The following is a 478-nucleotide window of genomic DNA, read 5'->3' as shown; positions in this document are numbered from 1 at the left end:
GAAGATGGCAAGGTTGTTGGCGTCAAGGTAGTGGAAACCCGGCTGGGTGAGGCGGATAACAATGGTCGCCGCCGCCCTGAGCCGATCCCGGGCAGTGAAGAAATTCTGCCGGCGGATGCGGTGATCGTGGCGTTCGGCTTCCGCCCCAGCCCGGCGGACTGGTTTGATGCGAAGAGCATCAACACCGATGATTCCGGCCGCGTTATGGCGATCGAGGAGCAGGCATTCCCGTTCCAGACCAGCAATGAGAAGATCTTTGCCGGTGGTGACATGGTGCGTGGTTCCGACTTGGTGGTGACGGCCATCTGGGAAGGCCGTGAAGCGGCCAAAGGGATCCTTGATTACCTGGATGTTTAATCACGCCTAAGGCTGGACGCCTGACGTCAGACGCTTTAAAACAGTAGTGCCAGAAATGTTGCGGCTCCGCAGAGACTCTTTGCGGAGCCGCAATGCTATCAGAAGCGGGTTGAGCGTCCGG

The 478-nt window shown here is 58.8% G+C and carries 1 protein-coding gene; it reads left to right on the top strand.

Going from position 1 to position 478, the window contains the following annotated elements; all coding sequences use genetic code 11:
• Positions 1-357, top strand: a 357-nt coding sequence (locus tag A3754_RS21905; protein ID WP_197468777.1) for an FAD-dependent oxidoreductase, incomplete at its 5' end; no start/stop codon positions are given.
• Positions 358-478 lie beyond the last annotated feature (121 nt).

Source organism: Alcanivorax sp. HI0083 (genome assembly GCF_001635175.1).
This window is presented reverse-complemented; position numbering and strand designations above follow the sequence as displayed.